At 31.5% G+C, this 25,569-nt stretch carries 21 protein-coding genes; 8 read left to right on the top strand and 13 right to left on the bottom strand.

Going from position 1 to position 25,569, the window contains the following annotated elements; genetic code table 11:
• Positions 1-68 precede the first annotated feature (68 nt).
• Positions 69-995: a lysophosphatidylglycerol phospholipase D gene (locus CD032_RS11490; RefSeq protein WP_040030532.1), complete on the top strand. Its 927-nt coding sequence runs from the start codon at positions 69-71 to the stop codon at positions 993-995.
• 67 nt (positions 996-1,062) lie between these two features.
• On the opposite strand, the gene CD032_RS11485 is transcribed toward CD032_RS11490, so the two are convergent.
• The gene (locus CD032_RS11485; protein ID WP_019469274.1) at positions 1,063-1,497 is read right to left on the bottom strand and encodes a YlbF/YmcA family competence regulator; all 435 of its coding nucleotides are present in this window, start codon (positions 1,495-1,497) and stop codon (positions 1,063-1,065) included.
• An 11-nt stretch (positions 1,498-1,508) separates the two neighbouring features.
• On the bottom strand, positions 1,509-2,558 hold the full coding sequence (locus tag CD032_RS11480) for a CAP-associated domain-containing protein (RefSeq protein ID WP_019469273.1): 1,050 nt from the start codon (positions 2,556-2,558) through the stop codon (positions 1,509-1,511).
• 180 nt (positions 2,559-2,738) lie between these two features.
• Here CD032_RS11480 and CD032_RS11475 point away from each other — a divergent pair, with 180 nt between their 5' ends.
• The gene (locus tag CD032_RS11475; RefSeq protein WP_103211506.1) at positions 2,739-4,994 is read left to right on the top strand and encodes an ATP-binding cassette domain-containing protein; all 2,256 of its coding nucleotides are present in this window, start codon (positions 2,739-2,741) and stop codon (positions 4,992-4,994) included.
• 196 nt (positions 4,995-5,190) lie between these two features.
• On the opposite strand, the gene CD032_RS11470 is transcribed toward CD032_RS11475, so the two are convergent.
• Together CD032_RS11470 and cyoE are read right to left on the bottom strand one after the other, a co-directional pair.
• Entirely contained in the window at positions 5,191-5,667 is a 477-nt protein-coding gene (locus CD032_RS11470) for a DUF420 domain-containing protein (protein WP_019469271.1), read from the bottom strand.
• A gap of 24 nt (positions 5,668-5,691) precedes the next feature.
• A complete protein-coding gene (gene cyoE, locus CD032_RS11465) occupies positions 5,692-6,603 on the bottom strand; it encodes a heme o synthase (protein ID WP_040030530.1) in 912 nt (303 codons plus the stop codon).
• A gap of 279 nt (positions 6,604-6,882) precedes the next feature.
• On the opposite strand from cyoE, the gene CD032_RS11460 reads away from it, so the two are divergent.
• The gene (locus tag CD032_RS11460) at positions 6,883-7,791 is read left to right on the top strand and encodes a COX15/CtaA family protein (protein WP_019469269.1); all 909 of its coding nucleotides are present in this window, start codon (positions 6,883-6,885) and stop codon (positions 7,789-7,791) included.
• Positions 7,792-7,853: 62 nt separating this feature from the next.
• On the opposite strand, the gene CD032_RS11455 is transcribed toward CD032_RS11460, so the two are convergent.
• The 3 genes from CD032_RS11455 to CD032_RS11445 all read right to left on the bottom strand — a co-directional run bounded on the left by CD032_RS11455 (position 7,854) and on the right by CD032_RS11445 (position 13,547).
• Positions 7,854-11,309 carry a pyruvate carboxylase gene (locus tag CD032_RS11455; RefSeq protein WP_103211505.1) on the bottom strand — a complete coding sequence of 1,152 codons (3,456 nt, stop codon included), beginning with the start codon at positions 11,307-11,309 and terminating at the stop codon, positions 7,854-7,856.
• A gap of 368 nt (positions 11,310-11,677) precedes the next feature.
• Entirely contained in the window at positions 11,678-12,913 is a 1,236-nt protein-coding gene (gene ftsW, locus CD032_RS11450) for a cell division peptidoglycan polymerase FtsW (protein WP_071562379.1), read from the bottom strand.
• A gap of 358 nt (positions 12,914-13,271) precedes the next feature.
• Positions 13,272-13,547, bottom strand: a complete 276-nt coding sequence (locus CD032_RS11445; protein WP_064264221.1) for an Fpa/YlaN family protein — start codon at positions 13,545-13,547, stop codon at positions 13,272-13,274.
• A gap of 344 nt (positions 13,548-13,891) precedes the next feature.
• Here CD032_RS11445 and CD032_RS11440 point away from each other — a divergent pair, with 344 nt between their 5' ends.
• Both CD032_RS11440 and CD032_RS11435 read left to right on the top strand, forming a co-directional pair.
• Positions 13,892-14,374: a hypothetical protein gene (locus CD032_RS11440; RefSeq protein ID WP_103211504.1), complete on the top strand. Its 483-nt coding sequence runs from the start codon at positions 13,892-13,894 to the stop codon at positions 14,372-14,374.
• Entirely contained in the window at positions 14,375-14,548 is a 174-nt protein-coding gene (locus CD032_RS11435; protein WP_019469264.1) for a DUF2197 domain-containing protein, read from the top strand. It abuts the gene before it with no gap.
• Between the two features lie 598 nt (positions 14,549-15,146).
• Here the strand turns inward: CD032_RS11435 and typA are convergent.
• Positions 15,147-16,994: a translational GTPase TypA gene (typA, locus tag CD032_RS11430; RefSeq protein WP_103211503.1), complete on the bottom strand. Its 1,848-nt coding sequence runs from the start codon at positions 16,992-16,994 to the stop codon at positions 15,147-15,149.
• A 100-nt stretch (positions 16,995-17,094) separates the two neighbouring features.
• On the opposite strand from typA, the gene CD032_RS11425 reads away from it, so the two are divergent.
• Entirely contained in the window at positions 17,095-17,286 is a 192-nt protein-coding gene (locus CD032_RS11425) for a DUF5325 family protein (RefSeq protein WP_019469262.1), read from the top strand.
• A 198-nt stretch (positions 17,287-17,484) separates the two neighbouring features.
• On the opposite strand, the gene CD032_RS11420 is transcribed toward CD032_RS11425, so the two are convergent.
• A complete protein-coding gene (locus tag CD032_RS11420; protein WP_040030527.1) occupies positions 17,485-18,300 on the bottom strand; it encodes an inositol monophosphatase family protein in 816 nt (271 codons plus the stop codon).
• A gap of 246 nt (positions 18,301-18,546) precedes the next feature.
• On the opposite strand from CD032_RS11420, the gene CD032_RS11415 reads away from it, so the two are divergent.
• Positions 18,547-19,158 (top strand): YktB family protein, encoded by a 612-nt coding sequence (locus tag CD032_RS11415; protein WP_019469260.1) that lies wholly within the window; start codon positions 18,547-18,549, stop codon positions 19,156-19,158.
• Positions 19,159-19,877: 719 nt separating this feature from the next.
• Here CD032_RS11415 and CD032_RS11410 read toward each other — a convergent pair.
• Entirely contained in the window at positions 19,878-20,390 is a 513-nt protein-coding gene (locus CD032_RS11410; RefSeq protein ID WP_019469258.1) for a DUF4064 domain-containing protein, read from the bottom strand.
• A gap of 236 nt (positions 20,391-20,626) precedes the next feature.
• Here CD032_RS11410 and CD032_RS11405 point away from each other — a divergent pair, with 236 nt between their 5' ends.
• Positions 20,627-21,952, top strand: a complete 1,326-nt coding sequence (locus CD032_RS11405) for an Nramp family divalent metal transporter (RefSeq protein ID WP_103211514.1) — start codon at positions 20,627-20,629, stop codon at positions 21,950-21,952.
• A gap of 474 nt (positions 21,953-22,426) precedes the next feature.
• Here CD032_RS11405 and auxB read toward each other — a convergent pair whose 3' ends face one another.
• The 3 genes from auxB to CD032_RS11390 form a co-directional block, all read right to left on the bottom strand.
• Complete coding sequence (gene auxB / locus CD032_RS11400; protein ID WP_103211502.1) at positions 22,427-23,608, bottom strand: lipoteichoic acid stability factor AuxB; 1,182 nt, start codon at positions 23,606-23,608, stop codon at positions 22,427-22,429.
• A gap of 75 nt (positions 23,609-23,683) precedes the next feature.
• Positions 23,684-24,757 (bottom strand): ABC transporter substrate-binding protein, encoded by a 1,074-nt coding sequence (locus tag CD032_RS11395; RefSeq protein ID WP_040030525.1) that lies wholly within the window; start codon positions 24,755-24,757, stop codon positions 23,684-23,686.
• A complete protein-coding gene (locus CD032_RS11390; protein ID WP_019467840.1) occupies positions 24,757-25,566 on the bottom strand; it encodes an ABC transporter permease in 810 nt (269 codons plus the stop codon). Before CD032_RS11390 ends, CD032_RS11395 begins: the two co-directional genes overlap by 1 nt.
• Positions 25,567-25,569: the final 3 nt, after the last annotated feature.

The following is a 25,569-nucleotide window of genomic DNA, read 5'->3' as shown; positions in this document are numbered from 1 at the left end:
AATTATTTTGAACAATAGCTAACATTTGCTATATTACCGTATATACTCAAATCAAGGAGGATTTGCGCATGACAACAATCAACAAATTAATAAAAGGTGCGTTTCTAGGTACAGTTGGTTTAGTAGGTAGTGTTATCTTCTTTTCTAAATATAAAGTTAAACCTATGAACCAAGAAATCCCGCCCTTTTTCTCTATGCCTGCACCGTATATCTTTGCACACCGTGGTGGCATGGCAGTAAGGCCTGAACTGACAAAACTCGCATTTGACAATGCTTTATCACATCACATTGACGGATTCGAAATTGATGTGAGATTGACTAAAGATCAACAATTGGTGGTTTTTCATGATGCAGACGTTGATCGTACGACAAATGGTTCAGGAAAAGTAGCAACACATACTTTAACAGAATTAAAGCAATTAGACGCAGGTTACCATTTTACTGATTTAAACGGGTCAACACCTTATCGTAATAATACTGACGCTAAAATACTAACTTTTGATGAATTATTAAAATTATATCCTAATACACTTATAAATGTTGATCTTAAAGATGATTCACAAAGTGATCAAGGTAAATTGGCACCTAAAATCATTCATGATATCATTGTTAAAAACCACGCGCAAAATCGTGTTTTAGTTACTAGTTTTCAAAGTGATCAAATTGAAAGATTCAAAAAAGAAAGTAACTACACAATAGCTATTGGAGCAAGTCAGAGCGAAGTGGCAGAAGGCTTCTTAAAATTCAAATCAGGTTTAGGCGATACATTTAAACCACAAGCACATACGTTTCAAATGCCAGTGACGTTTAATGGTATTAAATTGACTTCACCTAAATTTATACAGTGGTTGAATGAACGCAACATCGTCCCTGGCTTTTATGGTATTAATAATCTTGATTTAATGAATGATTTAGCCAAAAACGGGGTGCATACTATAGTCACAGATAGGCCTGATTTAGCAGAACGTTTTAAAAACACCTATCAAAATAAATAGTTATATAAAAGCTGGGTCACTACAAGTGCCCAGCTTTTATATTAATTAACATTACCGCCCTGATTCACTATAAGGAACAGCTACAAGAACCACCTGTTGCACAACCACTTGCATCTTTTTGGAAAAATGGATTACCTGTTTCTATCTTTACATTTTCAGATACAGCATAAGCTATTTTCATTATAACCTCGTCTATTAGATCTTGTAATGCGACTTCTTTTTGTTTGTAATCCATAACTACTGGTAACATTTCATAAGCACGTTTTCGTTTACGTGTTTCTAACATTACTTTTTGATAATCTGGATGATATTTTCCAAATCTCATTATTTCATCATATTGCTCTTTTGATTTTAAAAAAGCTTGATAGAGCAAATGCGCTTCATCATTTTCTTGTAAATTTTGTTCTGCTATTTTAAATGAATGATATAAACTTGAATCAAGTATTTTATCACTTAATTCCTCAATATCATCAAGAATGTTCAAAGTTTCTTCTGTTATCATTATAACCTCTCCTACTTATCTTCAATGAAAATAATTGTATAATAACCGTTTGACACTTCGCCGCCGACTTCATTGTATTTAGAATTTAACATCCTTGATCTATGAATATCAGAGTTTAACCAACTATGGATTAAAGTTGGTACTTCGTTAAAATCATATCCTACATTTTGACTAGTAGAAACAAAAGAAATATTTTGTTCATTAAGCTTTTGTTTTAAGGCATCTTCTGTAAATTCTACACTATCAGTATCAATTGCTTCGTACAAATTATATGATGCAATATGAGCTACGTCATTATTAACTTTTAAAGGCTTAGCATCTTTTAATTTGCGCATCTCATTAGTAATTTCATAAAGTGTCATCAATTGATTTGCATTTTGTTCATATGGTATTTTTTTATAATTATTTTTCACTTTTTTATCTTCTTGTGCAGTAATCATTTGATAGGGTTTGAATGCTATTAATGCTTCACTATCTAAATATCTTACACCTACGATTTCGTTAGCTTGTTGATCAATATATACTTGTGCGTAAACATTATTGAATTTTATTAGTGTCTGTGTTTTCATATCTGAATCTGAAAGTTCTATTTCATACGCTTTTCCATTAGCTTTAATCGTTGGCTCTGGATTGATACTGTACTTTTCAAAAACATGCGCCGCATTATCACCAATTTCTACTGGATTAACGTTAGCATTTTTACCAGTGGCATAAACTGATTTAATTTTATTTTTTTTCGTTGTGACAAGATAATACTGATCGTTTTGTTTATATACGTAGTTTTTAAAACCACCTTTATATGAATAAACTCTATCTGCTTGACCATAATTATCAGTTAAATTATGTAAATCTTGTCCAATCCAAGTACCCACACCTTTTTTAAGTTTAGGATTTTCAACATTTGTTTTTTTGTTTTGAAAATCTTTGTTTTGAGTTGTTTTTGAAGTTTCTTTATTAGGATTTTCTAAAACATCAAATTTCAAACGCGGTGAGTAAAATAGATAAATTATAAAACAAATCAATAATAATACACCAATAACTTTAATTATTAGTTTCTTCATCGCTCATCCACCTACATTATTCTTTGGTTCATTGTACATGTTTATGACAGATACAAGCAAGGCATGTCCTCAAATTTGTTAATTTGTAATAAACCCTTTACATTTTCATCATATACAATATTTGCATGACGTAATATACAAGAGAATTTTGGGTATAAAATAAATGAAGGGGTGACAAATATGTCAATCATTCGTATACATGGTGCGAAACAAAATAATTTAAAAGATATTTCTTTAGATATACCAAAACATAAAATTTCTGTATTCACGGGTCGTTCTGGTTCGGGTAAGTCATCATTAGTCTTCAATACAATTGCTGCCGAATCTGAACGTTTACTTAACGAAACATATTCTACATATATACAAAATCAATTAAAACAATTTAGTAAAGCAAATGTAGATTTAATAGAACATTTACCCGTAGCTATGATTATCAATCAAAAAAGGTTAGGTGGTAATTCGCGCTCTACAGTAGGTACAATTTCCGATATTTATGCTTCAGTGCGTTTATTATGGTCCCGTATCGGAACACCATTTGTAGGATATTCTGATGTTTTTTCTTTTAACAATCCAAAAGGTATGTGTGAAACATGTTCTGGTCTTGGATACGTAGAAGATATTAACTTGGAGGAACTGTTAGATTTTGAAAAATCTTTAAATGAAGACGCAATCCGTTTTCCCTCTTTCAGACCGGATAGTTGGCGCGGTAAACGTTATTTATATTCTGGTTTATTTGATAATGACAAGAAATTGAAACATTATGATAAAAAAGAATTGGATACTCTGTTATACACAAAACCTACCAAATTGAAAAACCCTCCACAAAATTGGCCAAAAACTGCAAAATTTGAAGGGCTTATTCATCGGTTTAGGCGCTCATTTTTATTAAATGATAATTTTGAAAAAAATAAATTCAAACACGATATTGAAAGAGTTGTGACATCAAAAAAATGCCCAACATGTGATGGTAAAAGATTAAATCAAAATGTATTACAATCCAAAATTAATGGCTTAGATATCGCTGAGTTCACGCATTTATCTATAGATGAAGCAATAACTTTCATTCAAAAATTAGAATCTACCAAAGCACAATTTATAATTAGCCCTTTGCTAAAACAATTAGAATCTCTTAGTTATATTGGGCTTAATTATCTCACTTTGGATCGTGAAACGAAAACACTATCTGGTGGAGAATCTCAACGTATTAAACTTATCAGGCATCTAAATAGCCCTTTAAGTGACTTAGTATATATCATCGATGAACCGAGTATCGGACTACATCCTGAGGATATTCAAAAAATAAATGAAATCATTCAATCTTTAAAAAATAAAGGTAACACAGTTCTAGTAGTAGAACATGATCCGGACGTTATCAAAATTGCAGATCACATCATAGATTTAGGGCCTTATGCTGGTAAAAACGGTGGTGAAATTATTTTCACTGGTAACTATTCTGATTTATTATCATCAAATTCCAGTACTGGAAAAGCATTAAAGAAAAAACATAAATTGAAATCATACATTAGACAAACAGATGCGTTTATTGACTTAAATCATATGACGCAAAATAATTTAAAAGATATTTCAGTTCGTATTCCTAAACATGCAATGACCGTTGTAACTGGTGTAGCTGGTTCTGGCAAGAGTACGCTTATACATGGCGGCTTACAAAACAATAGAGACGCTATTATTATTGATCAAAAGCCCGTACATGCTTCAAGTCGTTCTCATTTGTTAACTTACTTAGATATATTTGATGATGTTCGCACCTATTTCAATAAAAACACAGGGTTGAAGAAGTCATTATTCAGTTACAACTCTGAAGGCGCATGTCCTGAATGTCATGGCAAAGGTGTGCTAAAAACGGAGCTTGCATTTATGCCAGACTTCACCCAAATTTGTAACGTTTGTGGTGGTAAACGATATAAACCTGAAGTTTTAAATGCAACTATCTCAGGCTATTCTATAGCAGATATATTGAACTTAACAGTGGATGAAGCTTTAGATTTTTTTAATACAAATCAGTCTATTGCACAGCCTTTGCAATCACTGAAAGCAACAGGTTTAAATTACATGAATTTAGGACAAACACTTGATACATTATCTGGTGGAGAAATACAACGTGTTAAGCTCAGTAAATATTTGACACACGTTGTGAGTAATCATATTTTTGTATTTGATGAGCCAACTACTGGCTTACATGAAGATGATATACCAATCATTTTAGCTTGTTTTGATAATTTAATTGACCAAGGTAACACAGTAATTATCTTTGAACATAATTTAACGATGATGACAAATGCAGACTGGATTATTGATATAGGGCCATATGCTGGAAACAAAGGTGGTAAGTTACTTTACCAAGGAAATCCAGATGGTTTATTAGCAAACACTGCTTCTGTTACGGCTAAACACTTAAAAAGATATTTATCTTGAGTTGCTTTTTTTTAATATTCATTTAAATCATTTGAGTGAAACGACACGCAAAATTTGAATTACAAAAATTATAAAAAAGAATCTCTCACTTAAACAGATAACATCTGCAACTTTAAAATAAAAATAACCTGAGACACAACTGTGTCTCAGGTTATTTTTAGATATAATGATTATTTCAACTTAGTTCATCAATATTTTAACTAAGTATATTTACAAAACCGAAAGTTGCTTTTAACAATGATGTTGTTTCTCCACCTGGATACAATACATAGAGTAATACATAAACCATCACTCCTGTGATAGCAGTACAAAACCAAACAATTGATGCAATTGGTCCTACAAATCTATGAAGTTTAAATTTGTCTTTGAACGCAGTGATGATTTGGAAAAGTCCTAGCAGACCACCGATGGTAGCTAAATTGATATGAAAAATTAAGAAGATTGTATAATAAATCTTAATTGAATCTGGGCCACCAAAAGCAGTATTACCAATAAATATTGTTCTCGAAGCATAAATAATAAAGAAAGTTAGCGCAAATATAGCAGCAAGTAACATAAATTTTTTATGACTTTCGATTTCTCTTTTCCATATTTTACGCCATCCTATTGCAATAAGGATTGCGCTTATCACTATACATGTTGTGCTAATTGTAGGTAAGATTGGTAAATTCATATATTCCATCCTTATTAATATTTATTAGAACATTTTAATTAATGAAACAACAACAACGAGTACGAAGAAAACTACTAAATAGTTTAAAGAGTATATAAACATTTTTGTTGCCCATTTTGTTTGATCTGAATCTTTTTTAAAACTCGTTAAACCTAAATATAACCAGCCTAAATTTAATAATGTAGCTAATATAATAAATGTTGTACCAAGATCATTCAATAATAATGGTAGCGGTAATAACAATACTAGCCAGATAAACATACTCACTCTCGTGCGGTTGAAACCTTTAACAGAAGGTAACATTGGAATATTTGCCAAGCTATATTCATCTTTACGCTTTATTGCCAATGCATAAAAATGTACTGGTTGCCAACAAAATATGACTAAGAAAAGCGCTACAGCAACCATACTAATATTGCCTTCGATAGCTGTCCAACCTATTAACGGTGGTACAGCACCAGGAAAACTCCCAATCACTGTATTCCAAACTGTATGACGTTTAGACCAAATTGAATAAAATGACACATATCCAACAATACCTAACAATCCTATTACACCAGATGGTATGTTTAAAGCAAATAATAATGCTTCCCCTACGAGCATCATTCCAAAACTAAGTAATAATAAATTTCTATTTGAAATTTTTCCATTAACTGAAGGTCTTTGCTGTTTACTTGGCATGATACTGTCAATATCTTGATCATAGTAATTATTTAAAGCGCATGCGCCCCCCATAATTAATGTCGAACCTACCAACATCATTAAAATCTGTGGTATTGACGAGAGGAAGGAATGATTTGCCAACACAATTGCAAGCCATGAACCAGCGAATGCTGGAATTAAATTGCCCTGAACTAGTCCCATTTTAATAATTTGTTGTAACTCTTTAAACGTTACACGACTAGAATTATGCGACAAAGTTTGTTCTTTGTTCATAATTTCCCTCCTAATTTTTCCATATAATACAATGATATATCAATTTACTGTGATTGACTACATTTATACAAAGTTATTTGTGACACTTTATCGACATTCACAAATAGTCATTTTTGTGACACAATTAGAAGCGTATTTCTTGTTATAATAATAGTTAAGTTTTATTTAAAAATATAAAAGTAAATGTAAAGAGTCTTTGGTTTAAACTATAAATGATTGATATCATTGTAGCTGAATCATTACTCATATCTGTTTTATTTATTTGTGGGGGGTTAATTCTTGTTTAACAAAAAAAACCTGAAATGGTTATCTGTATTGGCAGCGATAATAATGGCATTTGTACAGCTCGGAGGCGCATTGGTTACTAAAACTGGTTCAGCTGATGGTTGTGGCTCTGACTGGCCATTGTGTCATGGTGCTTTTTTACCTCAAAATTTGCCTATACAAACAATAATTGAATTAAGTCATCGTGCAGTATCAGGTCTATCTTTAATTCTTGTTTTATGGCTAGTGATTGTTGCTTGGAAACACATTGGCTATATCAAAGAAGTTAAACCGTTATGCATGATCAGTATTGGTTTCCTATTATTGCAAGCACTTGTTGGTGCAGCAGCAGTAATGTGGCAACAAAACGATTATGTTTTGGCGTTACATTTTGGTATTTCATTAATTTCATTTTCTTCAGTATTTGTTTTAACTTTAATTATCTTTGAAGTAGACCGTAAATACGAAGCTGATGAATTATTTATTCGTAAGCCGCTTAGAATTTATACGTGGATTATGGCAATCATTGTATACTTAACGATATATACTGGTGCGTTAGTTAGACATAAGGAAGCAAGTTTAGCTTATGGTCAATGGCCGCTTCCATTTAATGATTTAATACCTCATAACGTTCAAGATTGGGTGAATTTCACTCACAGAGGTATGGCTTTAATCGCTTTTATTTGGATTTTAATCACGTTTGTCCATGCAATTAATAATTACAAAGAAAATCGAACAATTCGTTTCGGCTATACCGCTGCATTTATTTTAATAATTTTACAAGTGATAACAGGTGCTTTATCTATTATTACTGAAGTGAATTTATTAATCGCTCTATTACACGCACTATTCATAACAATATTGTTTGGATTGATTGCTTACTTTATTGTACTGATGCTAAGAACCATACGAAGTGGCGGATAATCCACTTTAATTAACATATAAAATGGCTGTGATACATTAATCGTATCACAGCCATTTTTAATTTAATCTTCTTGTTCTTTTTCAATTTCTATTAATAAGTCACCTGTTTCAATGGCATCACCATTTTGTACTGTCACTTTTCTTACAACACCATCAAATGGTGCTTGAATCGTTGTTTCCATCTTCATTGCTTCAGTAATCAATAATGCTTGTCCACTCGTCACAGATTCACCTTCAGCAATTTTAACTTCTGTAACTGATCCAGGCATTTGTGCACCAATGTGATTTGGATTTAGTTTATCTGCTTTTGGTTTAACACTTGCATTGGCTTTAACATTTTCATCTTGTATGAAGATACGTCTTGCCTGGCCATTCATATCATAAAATATTGTACGTACACCTTTTTCATCAGGTTCTGTAATCGTTTTAAGTGTAATAATCAAACGTTTTCCTGTATCAATTTCTATTTCTACAGTCTCGTTTGCTCTCATGCCAAAGAAAAATGTTGGTGTATCTAAAAGTGATACATTTCCATATTGTTCTTGTGTCGCAATAAATTGTTCATATACTTTTGGATATAACACATAACTAATTACATCTTGTTCAGTGACTTCTTTTTGTTGTTTTTCCTCTAATTCTTGTCTTACTGTTTCGAAATCAACTGGCTTTAAATATTCTCCTGGTCGTTCAGTTAATGGTGTTTGACCTTTCAATATTACCTTTTGTAAATCTTTATTGAATCCATTAACTGGCTGACCAATTTCTCCTTTAAAGAAGGATACTACTGATTCAGGGAAATCTAATTTATGTCCATCTTTTATTACGGATTGCTCATCTAAATCATTTTGAACCATGTATAAGGCCATATCACCAACAACTTTTGATGAAGGTGTTACTTTAACAATATCACCGAATAAGAAATTAACACGCTTATACATATCTTTTACTTCATTAAATCTGTTGCCTAAGCCTAAACTTTTCGCTTGTTGACGCAAATTAGAATATTGTCCACCTGGCATTTCATGCTGATAAATTTCTGTGTTAGGTGACTTAATATCACTTTCGAAATCGCTATAGTATTGACGTACAGTACCCCAATAATGTGATAATTCTTCCATTCCATCAATGTCTGCACGCATACTTCTACCGAAGCCATTCAGTGCATAATACAATGAATTAGCACTTGGTTGACTTGTTAAACCACTCATTGATGCAACTGCTGTATCAATAACATCTACGCCAGCATCAATAGCTTCTTTATAAGTTAATAGTCCATTACCACTCGTATCATGTGTGTGTAAATGAATTGGTAAGTCAACTGCTGCTTTTAACTCACCGATTAATTCATAAGCTGCTTTCGGTTTTAATAAACCAGCCATATCTTTAATCGCTAATATATGGAATCCTTCAGATTCAAGTGTTTTTGCCATATTTACATAGTAATCTAAGGTATAAATGTCAGAACGATTTGCATTTAAAAAATCTCCTGTATAGCAAATAGCGCTCTCTGAAATCTTACCTGCTTCTTGAACTGCTTCATTTGCTACTTTCATTTGATCTATCCAGTTTAACGAATCAAAGATACGGAAAACATCTATACCTGCATCAGCACTTTCTTTCACAAATTTTTTAATGACATTATCTGGATAATTTTTATAGCCAACAGCGTTAGACGCACGTAAAAGCATTTGGAATAAAACATTTGGAATGGCTTTTCTCAATCTTTCAAGTCTTTCCCATGGATTTTCCTTTAAAAAGTTGTAAGCAACATCAAATGTTGCACCACCCCACATTTCTAATGAAAAACTATCTTTCATTACATCAGCTGTTTTAGAAGCAATATTCATCATATCTTTAGTACGTACGCGTGTAGCCAACAATGATTGATGTGCATCTCTGAAAGTAGTATCTGTAATTAATACATCCTCTTGCTGTTTTAACCATTCTGCAACTGCTTGCGGTCCTTTATGATCTAATAACTGCTTCGTACCTTCAAATTTTTCGACAACCTTTTTTGGAACCTGAGGGATTGTCGACGTTTCATAAATTGGTTTCGGTCTTTTTTCTACGTTAGGAAAACCATTGATAGACACATTACCAATATACTCTAACGTTTTCGTACCTCTATCTAATGTAGGCTCAATATCAAATAATTCTGGTGTACTTTCGATAAACTTAGTTGTGTAGTCGCCAGTCTTAAATTGTGTATTTCTCATAACATTAATTAAAAATGGCACATTTGTTTTCACACCACGAATACGCATTTCTTGTAATGAACGATCCATTTTTTCATTTGCTTGTTTAAATGTCATGCCATGTGTAGATAATTTTACAAGTAATGAATCATAATAGGGTGAAATTTCAGCACCTTGGAAACCATCACCAGCATCAAGTCTTACTCCGAAGCCACCGCTTGAACGATAAGCTATAATTCTACCAGTATCTGGCATAAAGTCATTTGTTGGATCTTCAGTTGTAATACGACATTGAATTGCATAACCTAATGTTTGAATATCTTTTTGTTGTGGCATGCCAATTTCATTATCAAATAGCTTTTCACCATCAGCTACAAGAATTTGCGTTTTAACTATATCTACACCAGTCACCATCTCAGAAATCGTATGCTCAACTTGTACACGTGGATTGACTTCTATGAAATAAAAATCGTCTCCAGATACTAAAAATTCAACTGTGCCAGCATTCACATACTCAATTTTCTCCATTAATTGAATTGCAGCATCACATATACGTTCCCTCAAATCATCAGTAAGTGCAACAGATGGCGCAACTTCAACAACTTTTTGATGACGTCTTTGAACAGAACAATCACGTTCATATAAATGAACAATGTTACCATGTTCATCACCAATGACTTGTACTTCAATGTGTTTTGGATTATCTATATATTTTTCAATATAAACTTCACTATTACCAAAAGATTTTTCCGCTTCAGATTTTGCTCTGTGGAATGCCTCCTCTAATTCATCTTCGGAACGCACAATACGCATGCCCTTTCCACCGCCACCACTTGTAGCTTTAATCATCAAAGGATAGCCGGCTTCATTTGCAAAAGCAATTGCATCGGATTGACTATCAATTGGTCCATCTGTACCTGGAATAACTCTTAAATCAGCATTAATTGCTGTAGTTCTTGCCTTAACTTTATCACCAAACATGTCCAAATGTTCGACATGTGGTCCGATAAACTTAATCCCCTCTTCTTGGCAACGTTTGGCAAAAGTTTCATTTTCGCTTAAAAATCCATAACCAGGATGAATTGCGTCCACTCCTGCACGTTTCGCAACATCTAAGATGCGTTCTATATCCAAATATGATTCTGCTGGTCCTAAATCTTTCCCAACTAAATATGACTCATCAGCTTTATATCTATGTAATGATCCTTTATCTTCATTTGAATAAATCGCAACCGTTTTAATATTTAATTCTGTTGCAGCCCTAAAAATCCTTATTGCTATTTCTCCACGATTGGCTACCATAAGTTTATTAATTTGTTTCAAATCATGGTCCCCCCTTAAATTTTGAATTTTCTAAAAAGTTGGATATAAAATTGATTATAGCAAAATACGAACTATGTATACAGTAAAATAGTTTTCACATTATTTAAAATTACAATATGACTAGTGCTAATATTTTTACCATAACACTATCTTTTTTACAGCAATGAGCACTTAAAAATTGATACCTATCGTATTTAAAAGAGATTATATCATAAAAATAACATAATATAAAGTTATCATTAATAATAACTTTAACTTATTAAAACCACTATAATTGCTAAGTTTTTCAAAAGTAAATAATATCGTTAAAAAAATAAGCAAACGTTTTCAACATCAATATGTTGAATCGTTTGCTTATTATGCGCGTATTAACCATTTTTGGGAACGCTAAAATGGTGCGTATGTTTACGCTGTTGTCTTTTTTTGGATTCATCGACTTTAATTTGTTTAGCAGTGATTAATAATAGCCCCATTGCAATACTTAGACTAATCATTGACGACCCACCAAAGCTAATAAATGGTAATGGAACACCAGTTAAAGGAATCGTACCTGAAATACCACCTAAATTGACAAATGTTTGACTACCTATATAGCTAGCAACACCTACACAAACTAATTTATAAAAGTATGAAGTCGTCTTACTCGCAAGTTCAAATGCTCTATATACAATAAAGAATAATAAGCAAATGACAACTAGTCCTCCAACAAGTCCAAGTTCCTCACAAATAATGGAAAAAATAAAGTCAGTATGTGGTTCAGGCAAGTAGCCTAACTTCATAATACTGTTTCCCAAACCACGACCTAACAAACCGCCATTACCAATTGCAATTAATGAATTAGAAATATGGTACCCTGTGCCACCTTCATTGCTGAATGGATCTGTTAGCGTACTAAATCTAGCAGTTAAATAATCTGGCACAAGTCCTATCAGTAAAAATAAACCACCGATAAGTACAATACCTGTGAGTATCATTAATCCATATTTTAGCGATTTTTGGACTCCAATTCCTGCATAAAATAAGATTGAGAAAAAAATTATTAAAATTAATAATGTTTGACCAACATCGCGTTGTAAAAATACAAGGCCGATACAAATAGCAGATAAAATAATTGGAGAAGTCATGAGTTTAGGATTTTTAAAAACTTTTGGCCTTTTCTTTTCAATCATATATGGAATATATAATATCAAGGCAATTTTCAATAATTCTGATGCTTGTAAATTCATAAAACCTAAATTAATCCAACTTTTTGAGCCATTAATATTACTTCCTACTAATAGGGTTGCTACTAACAATAAGATAATGCCAAGCATCATCCATTTTTGAAACTTAATCGTTTCTAGTAACTTCACATTCATCACGAATGCCATAAAAAAAACAAGAATGATACTCATAATTACGTACATTAATTGCCTAGTATAAAAATATGTTCCTGTTACAGGTACGCCACCTGTTAAAGAACCTTTAGTGGCTGCAACCATACTTGCACTATATACCATGACTAAGCCAATGAGACATAACAACAAATATGTAATTACTAACGGATAGTCAATATATTTAGCATTCTTGCTAATATACTGAAAAAATTTCTTTATGTTATTCATTCGACATATCATCCAATTCTATTTTATATATTCTTTACATATTAATCATTTTTTTATAATAGTTTCAATCACTTTCACTATTTCAAATACTGAAATTGTTTTTAAAAATTCATTGTACCTTTAATAGTATATCAAAAAATGTATTCATTTTTCGAACAAATAAAATTTGTTGTTCAATCATTATCAAACCGTAACATCATTTATTATCCAACAAAAAAAGTGGCTACGAAATAATCAATATAATATTGACATCTTAGCCACTTCAAATATCTTATGTAGTTTTTAACTACGTTAATTCGTTTTATATCATTTTATTTAGTAAAAATAAATTTATACTTTTCAAAATTAGCGAATCCAATTAAACGTTTGTAAATGCTTCGTGTAATTTAGACAATTCTTTTTCTAAACGAAGCATTAAATCTTTGCCCGATTCTCTATCCACTAAGCCTAGTTCAACAGCAAAATCAACTTCTTTTTGTAAACCAAACATTTGTGTATCAAGAACTTCTTCATACAATGGGCATTGAGGTAATGTAAGATTATTCATTTGAACTTTAATCAATTGAAGAATCCTGTCTGCATCTTTATTTAATTGGTCATATGCCGCACTATTTAATTTTTGGCCCTTTACCATGACATACTCCCCCTATCAATTGTAACTTTATATGTAAAAGTTTATCTCACTGATACGGAAAAAGCAAGTGAATTCAGTAATATACTAAGGCTAGTTATTTATGATAATATTGGAATTAGTGATATATTTGTTTTAGTTACATATACAATTAATAAAACGAACTGCACAAATCATTGTGATATGAGCATTCAAACAATTAGGCATTTTTAATTTTATGATGCATCTTCAATGATACAAATTATTTAATTATGTTCAAATTCACAAAAATGTCAATTATCATAACGACTTAACTTGTTGTCGAATCGTTTTATTTAAAATTTTTAAAATATATTAGGAGTGGGATTATGATTCAAATTAAGGGCGAAGTTAAATATCCAATTACTTTAGATAGCACTACTTGGATATTTGATGATAGAAAAGTTAAATTAGAAGATTTAGAGAATGGTGTATTTGATGGCACCAAACCAATCAATTTCAGTGATAACCGCGAATGGAATCGTGCAATTTTAGAAGGACAAACAAATCCTCCAACACTAAATTCAGAAATTAAATATCGAAAAAGAGCAGTTTTAAAAGATTCATTTGTAATTAATATGTCACCATTTTTCAAAAATGCTGAACCATATGATCATGCGAAGGCAATACGTTTGTTTAATGATAAAGATTCTATAGAAGTACCAATAGACCTACTACCATATCTTTTCTTCCAATTTGCTCGTGATGGCAAAAGATTGTATGACGATAACTTCGTTGATAGTTTTGTCTATATACCAAAACAAGGTTATTCATATGAGTTCAAGTATGTTACTCATATCGAGGTGATTTAAATGATAAAAGTTCAATGTATTATCTGTGATACTGAAGTTTTCATTGATCAAAATACATTAGAAGCTAAAAGATTAAGAAATGATCCAATGCACACTTTTATGTGCGACGAATGTAAAAGTCGTCTAGATACACCAAAACAACGAAAACGAGAAACCACTTTCGACCATCGATAGCATATTTTTACAATCTTAATGTTATTTTTAACCGAAAAACTAAAACATGTCATCGTAATATTAGTAATCGTTGAAGAAGGTATGTGACGATTATCAATAATTGTTAATATTACCACATTAAACTGAACGTTTAATTCTAAAAATTACTCCATGAAAGTTTCTATTAATTTGAAACTTTCATGTTTTTTATATCAACAACTTTCTTGATGTGAAACAAGACTTAACATATAAACGCAAATATACACGCTAACATTTATCAATGAAAATTATTTTAAATTTCATTGAAATTTTTCCAATCATTCACCACACAATTAAATTATTTACTTACACTTTAATTAAATGCAATTCAATCAAATTACCTCAGTGTAATACACATAATAGTTATATTCTAATGCAACACACCTCATACTAAATCTTTCAAATTAGGAGATTGAAATTTGAACTGACTTTATTACTAAATAAAAATCATTGTATATTTACTAAACAATATAATGTTATAAAAAAAGACAACGTCAATCTCTATTTTATTTCAATAGAAATTGACGTTGTCATGTGAATCAACGATATTTATCTCTCGATTATTTTAATGATTTACTAATTATTCTTCTTCTTGCATTAATTGTTTGATTCGTTTCGATTCTTTCTCACGTGCTGCTTTTTCTAAAATTGTCTTTCTAATACGAATCGTTTCAGGTGTCACCTCTACTAATTCATCATCATTGATAAATTGTAATGCTTCTTCTAAAGTTAATTTTCTTGGTCGTTTCATTGTAACTGTTTGGTCTTTTGTAGCTGAACGTACGTTAGTTTGGTGTTTTTCTTTCGTAATATTTACTGTTAAGTCATTTTCACGATTGTGTTCACCAACAATCATACCTTCATAAACTTCAGTTCCTGGGTCCATAAAGTTTGTACCACGATCTTCTAGTCCCATAATCGCATATGAACTTGCTTGACCTTTATCCATAGAAACAAGCGCACCATTTCTTCTACCACCTATACGGCCTTTAACACGAGGTTTGAATTCTTCAAAAGTATGATTAATAATACCATAGCCACGTGTTTGTGACATAAACTCAGTAGTATAACCGATTAAACCACGTGCTGGAACCATGAAGATAAGACGAGTTAAACCATTATCCGTTGTCACCATATCTAACATTTCACCTTTACGTTGACCTAATGACTCTATGACAGCACCTGTATATTCTTGAGGCACTTCACATTGCACACGTTCAAATGGTTCACATTTAACGCCATCAATTTCTCTTAAGATAACTTGTGGTTTCGAAACTTGTAATTCATAACCTTCACGTCTCATATTTTCAATTAAAATAGATAAATGTAGTTCACCACGTCCTGCAACTATCCATTTATCTGGCGATTCTGTTTGAGTTACTTTTAATGATACATCTGTTTCTAGTTGTTCATCTAAACGTTCTTGAATTTGACGAGATGTTACGAAGTCACCTTCACGTCCAGCAAACGGTGAATTATTCACTCTAAATGTCATTTCCAATGTAGGTTCATCAATTCTTAGAACTGGTAAAGGCTCTTGATGATCATTAGGTGTTACAGTTTCACCTACGTTAATATCCTCCATACCTGAAACGGCAATTAAATCACCAGCATAAGCTTCTTCAATTTCTTCACGTTTTAATCCGAAATAACCGAAAATTTTAGTTACTCTGAAATTCTTAACTGAGCCATCTAATTTTAATAAAGATACACTATCACCAACACGCATCGTTCCTCTAAACACACGTCCTACACCAATACGTCCAACGTAATCGTTATAATCCAATAATGCTATTTGGAATTGTAACGGCTCATCTCTATTATCAATTGGAGCTGGGACATAATCAATAATCGTCTCGTATAGTGATTGCATGTTTTCATCTTGTTTTTCAGAATCTAGACTTGCAGTACCATTAACAGCTGATGCATAAACAACGGGGAAATCCAATTGCTCATCGTTAGCTTCTAATTCAATAAATAAGTCTAATACTTCATCTACTACACCTTCTGGTCTAGCTTCAGGTTTATCAATTTTATTTACAACTACTACAGGTTTTAAATTTTGTTCAAGTGCTTTTTTCAAGACGAAACGTGTTTGTGGCATTGTACCTTCATAAGCATCTACAACTAAGATTACACCATCAACCATTTTCATAATACGTTCAACTTCTCCACCGAAATCGGCGTGTCCTGGCGTATCTAAAATATTGATTCTGTTATCTTTATAATTAATTGCTGTATTTTTAGCAAGAATTGTTATGCCTCGTTCTCTTTCTATGTCGTTAGAATCCATTGCTCTTTCATCTACATGCTCATTTTCACGGAATATTCCTGATTGTTTTAATAATTCATCTACTAATGTAGTTTTACCATGGTCAACGTGAGCGATGATTGCGATATTACGAACATCTTCTCTTATTTTAGTCATTTTATACAATTTCCTTTCTCGAGTAAATTCCCACTTTTCTTTGCAACTTTTTTATTATATCATATAATTGGTTAAAGAAAACTATAAAGGTGTGGTTGGGATGCAACAAAAAAAATCTAAATCAATATTCTGGGTACTCGCTATCATAGCTGTTATATTATTGCTTTTATTTAGCTTTAGTATCGCTGCTACAAATGTTCCAATGATGATTTTAACATTTATACTATTCATTGCAACATTTGGGTACGGTTTCACTTTAAAAAAGAAATATCGTGAAAATAACTGGCTATAATTGTTAAAATAAATAGGGACAGAAAATCATTTTGAAAATGTATTTTCTGTCCTTTTATATATATATCGATTTAAATTTTTAAAATGATTTAAAGTTTATATTCGGTTCTCTACTTATTATCTTATTCATTGCTTTTGTCATATATCTTTTATTTAAGTATATAAATTTTGCATAATAGTATGAATTAAAGTAGTTATCTTAATGTTTTAAACGTTTTTGTAATGTTTCGATGATTTCATTATTCTTTTGAAAATGAAATTCTAATAATTCCGCATGTAATTGTGGATTAGCCATTACTATGGAACTTGGTTCATATATAGACAAGATGTTACCCATTAAATCTGTACCAATGCCACCTACTTCTTGCAGGATGATTAAACCACCAGCAAAATCCCAAGGTTGTAATCTTGGTGTAATGTAGCCTCCTAATTTGCCAGTAGCAACATGAATAATTTCTAACGCGGCTGAACCATAAGCTCTCGCGCTTCTAGCTTCATCCACAATTGGTTTGAACACTTCACCCAATCTTGGTTTTGTAAGCCAATTAGGATTGATACCAATTATGCTTGTACTTAAAGGGCTCGATTGAATTGCAGGTAGTAAGTTACCATTTTCAAATGCACCTTCACCAGCTTTTGCATGGTAAAGTTTATCGTTTATTACATCGTATACAAATCCTGCATATGGTTTGCCATCGTTAAATATACCAATAGAAATTGCAAAGTTTTCTTTTTGGTGTACAAAATTCAATGTCCCATCAATTGGATCAATAACCCATACAATACCTGATTCGTCTTTAAGGTCATGTCCATGCCCTTCTTCACCAATTACTAAATGCTCTGGATAAGTCTGCTTGATATTGTCAAAAATATATTTTTCTGTCGCTTTATCAACATTTGTCACTAAATCATTGGGATTTGACTTAGTTTCTATTTCTATACCTTGTTTCATGATTTTTTTTACATTGATGCCCGCTTCTAAAATAAGGCCTTTTGCAAACTCATAAACAGTCATTGTATCCCTCTCCTTTTCACGACTCACTTTTCATTAATATTTAATAAGATATAGAACTATATATTTAAAATAGTCAATTGTATGTAATATCATATTAGTTAATAATACTATGTTTTTACCCTAATTCATAGATTTATACACGTTTCTGTACAATGTACGATTGTTCAAATAAAAAAACAAAGTCAATGTTTATAGTGTTATATTATGCTAAAATATAAACGAATAGATGCACACTAGGAGGTTAAAATGGCTAAATATACATTTAAAACAAACGATTTCAAAGCATTTACTGTTGATGGTTTAGATAATAGAATGGAAGCTTTGAATAAACATGTTCGACCACAATTGCATGAACTAGGAGAATATTTTTCTCAATATTTAGAGGCAACAACTGGAGAAGTTTTTTATCCACACGTTGCTAAACATGCAAGACGAAGTGTAAATCCACCTAAAGATACATGGGTCGCTTTTGCAACCAACAATCGCGGTTATAAAATGTTACCACATTTTCAAATAGGTCTTTTTGAAAACCAATTATTTGTCATGTACGGTGTTATGCATGAAGCAAAAGATAAAGCACAGCGTGTGAAAGTTTTTGAAGAACAATTTCATACGCTTAGAAATTTACCATCCGATTATAGCTTAAGCTTGGACCACATGTCTCAAGAAAAAACATATATTAAAGACATGTCAGATGACGAAATACAAAGTGCAATTGATCGTGTTAAAAAAGTAAAAAAAGGTGAATTATTTGTTGCACGTACCCTTGCTCCAAATGCAGACGAATTAAAAACAGATAAAACCTTTTTAAAATTTTTAGAAGAAACCTTCGAACAGCTATTAAAATTTTACAACTAAAGTTTTATTTTTAATTCTATAAATAAACTAAGATATTAATATATAAGAACAGACCGTAGACAAACCCTTCGCAAATTATTAATGCGAAGGGTTTGTCTATTTTCTGTTTTTATAGTTTTTCAAATAGGATTCTTTTCCTTTAACTAGTCTTTACTCGTTAATTTCATTATTTAATTCTTCTTGAAAATAAAGTGTGTCGTTTTCTGCTAATTCAGAGATAGAAATCATTTCATATTGATCTCTTTTATCAATAGATTTATTCAACATAATAAACACCACCACTGCTTAATTTACATATATTATAATATTGACAGTGATTTATGCCGACTCTTGCGAGAAGAGCTCTAGCCGAAGACTACAGGCTAAGGCAGTGCCCGCGGAAAGCGTGCATAAAAAACTGCCAACAAAGTCGGAGGCTTTGTCGACAGTCTGAACTAAGATATAAATATTTTAGACTATAAACAGCGACAATTTCTATTTAAAATAGAAGTTGTCGCTGTTTTACGTTTATAAATAATACATTAGCATGTTGTGATATCTATCTTGTTATTAATATAATCAAAAAAAAGGATGGTGTTTTAAACTCCTGAATTTGTATTGTATATAAAATCAAAAATTGTACTAACAACTAATCTGCTAACATAGTTATTACTTTGTTAGCAGTTAGCGTATATTTTCAGTTTTTATAGATCATTTATTACTAAGCCTTTTCACATAACTTAATAAATATAAGGATCCTCATCTTTTTTCTTTTTTAATTCTTGTTCTGGATTCATATCACTTTTTTGTCGTTGACCAATATCTTTGGCATCTTCACTAATGTCATTTTGTTGTATTTGATTATGATATTGTGGTTGACCCTTGTCTTTTTTCACTAATAGCATAATTCCAGCAATAATCCAAAGTATTAACGCAATAAAATTACCAGTAAAAAGACTAATTAAAGCTGCAGCAATTAATAGGCAACCAGCTAAAATTCTGTTTCCTTTAATTGTAAATACGCCACAGAACCCTAGAATCGTCGCGAATAATAAAAATCCACCTTGCATTAATATTGAAGCTTTAAGCGCATCTGCCGATATAGACATACCTTGCTGTTCATATATTTGGTTTAATGCTTCCTTGGATTCGGGAAAATTCAATAAAATTAGTCCCAAAATCATGAGTATTAAAAATAATAGACTAAGACCGTTTGCAATCCAAGCAAGGATTTTTTCTGCTTTCCGATTCATCATTTTTCCTCCTATTCTTTCATTATCACTATCATAGCAAATTTAACAAAATTACAAAATTACAAAGTGTTATTTTCTATATTTCAAAATATTAATTTACTAATAAAAAATTAAAAACAGTAAAACTTTATCTAAGCAATTACGCGTTATTAGGTTGACCTAATATTTTTTTGGAGTAACCTATAAAAAGTTAGTTAGAAGTATAGGAGGTATCATTATTGGCTAATAATATAAAAATGCATAATAAAAGTTTAGAAGAAATCAATAACACGGTTTCTATTAATAGCAATGGTAAATTTAGTCAAAAGTTATTATCTTATTTAGGTCCAGGGTTGTTAGTAGCAGTTGGTTACATGGATCCAGGAAATTGGATTACTTCAATGCAAGGTGGTGCACAATTTGGATACATTTTGCTATTCGTAATTTTACTCTCTAGCTTATCGGCAATGTTACTACAAAGTATGACGGTAAGATTAGGAATAGCGACAGGTATGGATTTAGTACAAGCTACAAAATATTACTTAAACAAACCATTAGCTTTTGTTTTTTGGATTATTGCTGAATTAGCAATTATTGCAACTGATATCGCAGAAGTTATCGGGAGTGCGATAGCATTAGATTTATTGTTTGGCATTCCACTACTTGTCGGTGCACTTATCACGGTATTGGACGTATTTTTATTACTCTTTATCATGCGATTTGGATTCCGAAAAATTGAAGCGATTGTAGGTACGTTAATTTTCACGGTACTTGTGATCTTTATATTTGAGGTGTTTATTGCTTCACCTCATGTCAATGAAGTGTTAACTGGTTTTGTACCAAGCAAAGAAATAATAACGAATAATAGCGCATTGTTTATTGCTTTAGGAATTATTGGGGCTACGATTATGCCACACAATTTATATCTACATTCTTCAATTGTTCAATCAAGAATGTATGATAGAAATAGTTTAAAATCAAAAGCACATGCAATTAAATATGCTACGATGGATTCTAATATTCAACTTTCGATTGCATTTATCATTAATTGCTTATTACTCGTTTTAGGTGCTGCCTTATTTTATGGTGTTAATACTGATCAATTAGGTGGTTTCTACGATTTATATCACGCTTTACAAAATCAGCCTGTATTAGGAGCTTCTATGGGTGAAATTATGAGTACCTTATTCGCAGTTGCTCTATTAGCATCAGGCCAAAATTCTACAATTACTGGTACAATGGCTGGTCAAATTGTAATGGAAGGGTTTTTGCATCTTAAAATTCCAAACTGGTTACGTAGACTAGTTACTCGTCTACTTGCAATTTTACCTATCATATTCTGTATCATTATTTTCAAAAGTGATGAAGCAAAAATTGAACAATTGCTAGTATTCTCACAAGTATTTTTAAGTTTAGCTTTACCGTTCTCATTAATACCTTTACAACTGGCAACAAATAATCGTTATTTAATGGGTCAATTTAAAAACAGAACCTGGGTTAATACAATTTCATGGCTATTAATCATTATTTTAAGCATATTAAATGTATACTTAATATTAGAAACATTTAAAGAACTCATGTAAACATGCGACTGCAACTCAAATATTTACAGAGAAACAAAACTGACGATTTCTTTGCGAAATTGCGGTTTTGAAATGTGCTGACGCCCGGGGAAATGATATGAGTGAGAGACTACAGGCTCGAACCATATCCCCAGGTAAGCATGCACGATCAAAATCGTAAGTTTTTTATATAAAATGGACGCATCCATCATGTGTATTCATATTAAGTTATATCTTTTGGTTAATTAAAAATATGACTTGCTTTAGTTGTATAAGTTAAATAATACGAAGAAGTTTCTATTGTATTAAATCATATCACTTATAGGGATTTTGCATCGTGCTGACGCCCGGGGAAATGATATGAGTGAGAGACTACAGGCTCGAACCATATCCCCAGGCAAGCATGCACGATCAAAATCGTAAATATAAAGAGGGTCAATCCATATTAAGGATTGACCCTCTTATTTTGCGTATAGCATAGCGCAAATAAAACCATTATTTTTCTTTATCTGAATCTATTGCTTCATTTTGTTTAGTTTTACTTGATTGACTTTTTGCTTCATCAATCTCTGATGATTCAGCAGATTGACCTGTGATTTTCTTTCGTTCTTCAAAGTTCATTCTTCGTTGACTAACAGCACTTGGTTGTTGTTTACGTCTTTCTTTTTCACGCTGTTTACGTGCTTTCTTTTCTTGCTTAATTCTAGCTTTTTCTTCAGCTTTTTCTTGTTTCAATCTAGCAGCTTCCTCAGCCTTTTCTTGCTTGATTCGCTGTTGTTCTTCATAAGCTTCTTGCTGAAGTTGTTGTTCTTTTTCAAATGCTTCTTGTCTTTGTCTAGCTTCTATTTCAGATTCTTCACTATCTATGTTTGCGTCCTCTTGTTCATTTTGAAGATTATCATCAATATCATTTGACTGTTTTCTTGATTTATAATTATATTTAGCCTGTCGAGATAATACTTGAGGTTCTTCCTCTTTTGAATTAATATCCGAATTTACTTTGTCTGCAATTTCGGAACTATACCCACCTCTTCTTAATTGTTGTTCTTGATTGGATGGTTGTTCTAAGTCAGAAGTATCTTGTTGTACATTATATTGTGGGTTTGGTTCAGATTTTGGCTCAGACCTCGGTTCAGATTTTGGTTCTGATTCTCTTTCTTGACCATAGTCATTATAACTACCTTGATAACCACCTGAATAATAAGCTGGTATCATTTCTACTTTATCTTTACGTGCGAACATCATAATTGCAACTATTAAAAATAGAATCGGTATAATGAGTGGTACAAATAATAGAACTAAAGGTAAAGTGACGATGGTAGCTATTAAAAATAAAAACCCAGATAATATTCTAATATTCATTGAAATTAACGCTAAAAATGATATTAATAAACAAACAATGAAATATACAATAACTGCCCATATACCATTTTGTAACCAAATAACAAATTGAATCGTATTTAATCCATTATTTGCCAATATTTGCTGAATAAAATCATTACCATTTAACGACGTTTCTAAATCTTGAATAGAACTTTCACTACTAAAAGAAACTAATGCAATAAACATTGTGATGATTGTTAGTAATAGTAAGAATATCCAGCTCAACCAACCCAATACCTTTTCTGCTAGTCGACTCACTGGACGCCTAACTTGAGTATATTGTTCTCCTGACATTTTTTATACAACTCCTTATACTACTTATCAAACTATTATATCGAATAAACGATAAAATAACTACTATACTACGCTTTAATTTAGCGACATTTTAAAATTTAAAAAGCGTTCATTATATTCACTTAGTGTATCTTTACCTAAATCTTTATAGACTTCTAAACGTGCTTGTGTACGCTTTGAAGGATAAAAACGTTCATCATCTTTGATGTCTTTTGGTAATTGTGCTCTTGCAGCCTTATTAGGTGTTGCATAAGCTACCCACTCCGTATTTTGTTTACTATTCTGTGCATCTAACATAAAATTGATAAACTTATGTGCCCCTGCTTTATTTTGAGCTGTCTTTGGTATTACCATATTATCAAACCATAAGTTTGACCCTTCTTTTGGTACAACGTAATCAAAATCACTATTATTTTGTAAAATTGGCGCTGCTATACCGCTCCACACAACTGCAATATTAGCTTCGTGTTGTTCAAGCATCATAGTTATTTCATCACCGACAACACCTTTAATATTAGGGCTTAATTGTTTTAAATCTTGTTCAACTTCTGCAAGATGTTTTGATTGCTTATCATTTAAACTGTAGCCTAATTTGTTTAAACCTAAACCCATAACTTCTCTTGCACCGTCTACTAATAAAATATCATTTTGATATTTGGGATTATATAAACTTTCCCATGAATTAAAGTTATCTTGTGGATATACATTTTTATTATATAAAATACCTACTGTCCCAAAAAAATATGGCACCGAATAATGATTACCCCTATCAAATGACATATTCATATAATCTTTATCTAAATTTTTCATATTTGGTATTTTCTCATGATTTAAAGGTAATAACAAACCTTCTTTTTTCATTTTTTCTATCGTATATTCACTTGGAAAAGCTACATCATAATTTGTACCACCATTACGTATTTTTGCTTCCATAGCTTCGTTTGAATCGAATGTTTCGTACACAACTTCAATGCCAGTTTCTTTTTGAAATTTTTTTACTAAACTCGGATCAATATATTCTCCCCAATTATACACATAAATTTTTTCACCTGAAGCAGAATGCTCTTTTTCAGTGAGTTTTTGGCTTACCAATAAACATAGTAGTCCAACGAAAATTGAAAGCACGATTAATTGTAAAAATCGTTTCATTATTGTGTCACCTGCTTCAATACTTTATTTCGTTTGATAAATTTTAGTATCAAATAATAACCAAGAATGCCTATGATGATCGTTATAAAAAGTATTGTCGATATCGCATTAATTTCCATACTTATACCTTTTCTTGCCATAGCATAAACTTCTACTGATAATACACTAAATCCATTGCCTGTAACGAAAAAACTAACTGTAAAATCATCCAAAGAATAGGTTAATGCCATAAAAAAACCGCCAAGTATCGCTGGAAACAAATGTGGTAACATCACTTTATTTAAAACTTGCAATTCACTAGCACCTAAATCTCTAGCAGCATCTAAAGTATGTACATTCATTTCATATAACTTGGGTAACACAATAATCACTACAATTGGAATGCAAAAAGCAATATGTGAAATTAATACAGTGATAAATCCAAGCCCTAAACCTGTAAAATGACCTATTGCCGTAAACATAATCAAAAATGATGCACCAATAACAACATCTGAAGAAACCATGAGCACATTATTTAAAGTGAGTAACGAAATTTTTAATTTTTTATTTCTTAAATGATATAAAGCAATGGCCCCCATTGTTCCAATTACCGTTGCAATTGCAGCCGCTAATAATGCCACTGCAATCGTATTAAAAATAACTGCTAATAATCTGTCATTTTTAAATAAGGATAAATAGTGCGCTAATGTAAAATGCTCAAAGTGAATCATATTACCTGCTGAATTAAATGAATAAAACATTAAAAACAGTATAGGGATATACAACACTGCAATTAATATACCGATATATAGTTTGCCATACCATTTCATATG

It is taken from the genome of Staphylococcus cohnii subsp. cohnii, assembly GCF_002902365.1.
In the GTDB taxonomy this organism is placed as follows: Bacteria; Bacillota; Bacilli; order Staphylococcales; family Staphylococcaceae; genus Staphylococcus; species Staphylococcus cohnii.
The sequence above is the reverse complement of the archived record's forward strand: the minus strand, read 5'-3'. Positions and strand labels throughout refer to the sequence as shown.